We start from the raw sequence: 2,582 nt of genomic DNA, 5'->3' as shown, positions 1-2,582 counted from the left end.
TTGTATGCTTCTTTACGTACTCTATGGTTTTTATCATTGTAAAAGAACTTCACTAATGTTTGGTTGTTTTTTTTGATTTCATTGACCAGTCCATTAGTATTATAAATATATGTAATATTTTCTTGATTATTTTTAGTCAATTGCCCTATACTATTATATTCATAGTTGTTTCCATTTTGATCTCCAATATCATCAGCTCCAGAGACATCTCCTGCGGCATCATCTACACGTAATAGTTGATTTGGTTTATCATTTTTATAGACGTAAGACAGTTTATCCATTGCATTGTTACCGTTCACTGTATTTTTATTGCGATTTAGTTTTTTGATATTTCCATTGGCGTCATATGTAATATCGTATACATTATAATCTGCATTTCCTAGTACCGTTCCATCGGTAGCAATTTTGGCACTAAAAGTACGGCCGTTGTTTGCAGTGATACTAAATCCAGGTAGTAATGCAATGGATTGAGTAGCTTTTACATTTTCTGTGGCAGTAACCGATTGATTTCGTGTTTCGTTTTGCTGCAGGTTAGGGTCTACTTCGTTTACATTTTGATTAAAGCTAGCCCCAGTTAACCAATTGTTTTTATCATAGCTATAGTAGTAGGTATCTGGATTACCATTATTTTGATTTTTGGTGTTCCAAGTTAAAGCTTTGATGTTCCCGTTGTATTGTTCAATACCATTAGGAGTGGTTGTAATTGGATTCGGTGTATTTGTTCTAGAGTAATCTCCATTGTAATAATGTATGTTCATTCCAAAGAGGTCGTTATTATCTCCTCCTGGGTCACTGGTTGTATTTAGGTTTGGATGATTGATACTTTTTAGAGCGCCGTTTAAATTATATACATAATCAATTCCTTGTAATCCTTGTGCCAGGTTGAGTCTTTTTAGGGCTCCGGTTTCATAATACTCATAAGCAGCATGTTGCACATAAGAAGATCCATTGGTTGATGTTTCAACCATAGTTAGATTAAAGTCAACCGGATCATAGGTGTAGCGATGAATAAACTGATCAGATGCTCCTTTTTGGTATAATACTCTTTGTACCTGGCTAGTGATCGGGTCATACTCATAATCTATAGTTTTAAAGCCTAATCCATTTATATTTTGTACAATCCATTGTACTCTTCCGTAGATATCATAACTATACCATGTAGTAGTATTTTCATTCCAAGTTTTAGCTACATTTCCGGCTAGGAACTCTGGGTTTTTGTAGTTAGTTGGTAATGTGTTGATATCGTTTTCAGGTATTTCATCATAGGTAGTAAGATGCCTTTCAGCTTTGATTCCTGTAGGTAAATCGTTATCAGGGTTTATATTAGGAAATACATCGGTTACCGGCTTAGGGAAGAAGAGTCCACTTTCAATAGCTCTTCCTTTTTGGTCATAATTGGTAAAAGAAAAGCTAAAGCTATTTTCTTTTTGTTTACTGTTTTGAGAGAATCGTATTTGTCCGTCTTTTTGGTATTTAAACCACGCTTCTCCTTCATCAGGGCTTTTGGTATATTCTAATTGTCCTAAAGCATTGTATTGAAAATCACTTTTTAGTTTATTCAAAGGTTGATAAGAAGCTATTAATCGTCCAGCTTTATCATATTCGTTTAAGCTATACTCATAATAGTTTTCTGGGTAAGTTACTTTTTTTGGGATCCAATTATAGGTTAATGTAATACTTGCTATTCTATAAAGTCCAGGAGGCAATTCTGCAAACGGAGTAGTTATTTTTTGTTCAGTTGTTAAATCGTAAACTTCAAAAAAATGAGGGCTGTTAGATAGCTCACTATTCAAGTAATTTTTCACTACAATACCTTTAGTTCCTTTAGGGATATGTATGTCAACAAAATTTTGTTGATCCAGAGTTATTGTCGAATATCGTATAGGTTTACTACCATTTTCGTTACCACTTCTAGCAGCAGCAAGAGTTCTACCGTCAATATCTGTAAATACTACAGTTTCTACACCGTGTACATCTCTGGCGATGGTCTTTGTAATTTTGTAGTTGTTATATTTGGAATCGCCAAACGCAACGGATTGTGATAGTTCTTGTCCTGCTGGCATAGAGAATACATAACCATTTTTCCATTCTCCGTTCATTTTATTTCCACCGATAGTTTTTAACACAGCCCCGGGATTAAGTTGGCTATATATTGTTCTAGAGTAGGGGTGTTGAGTAATATCTTGATACGGTTCGGTAGAGTTATTTTGACTATAATACCACCCTAGAGAATTGGCTTGTGTTCCTACTGTAGCAGGATTTTCTGGTTGCGCCTCAAAATCTGCATCAGAAAATGTATTATTCGTATTGTTTTTAATGAAATCTTGTCGATATAGAAAATCCGAAGGGATATCATCATTGGTCGGAGCGCTTAAGGTTTGTAGAGCTGCTCTTCCTTGATGATCATATCTGGTTTCACTAGCCCATATTTTATTGGTTTTATAATCTTTGGTTTGTATTTGTACCGATTTTCCTAGATCGTCATAATAGGATTTGGTTTTAGCGATTTCATTTTCAGTAATATCGTAGGATGTTACTTTTACCGTATTCCAATGTTCGGCAGTATCACTTCCACTTGCAGG

At 34.9% G+C, this 2,582-nt stretch carries 1 protein-coding gene; it reads right to left on the bottom strand.

Features of this window, described 5'->3' with window-relative positions:
* Window positions 1-2,582: hypothetical protein (locus ACXAGJ_RS24555; RefSeq protein ID WP_474843815.1), on the bottom strand; the 2,582-nt coding region annotated here is incomplete at both ends.

It is taken from the genome of Aquimarina sp. AWH4_224 (genome assembly GCF_056160245.1).
This window is presented reverse-complemented; position numbering and strand designations above follow the sequence as displayed.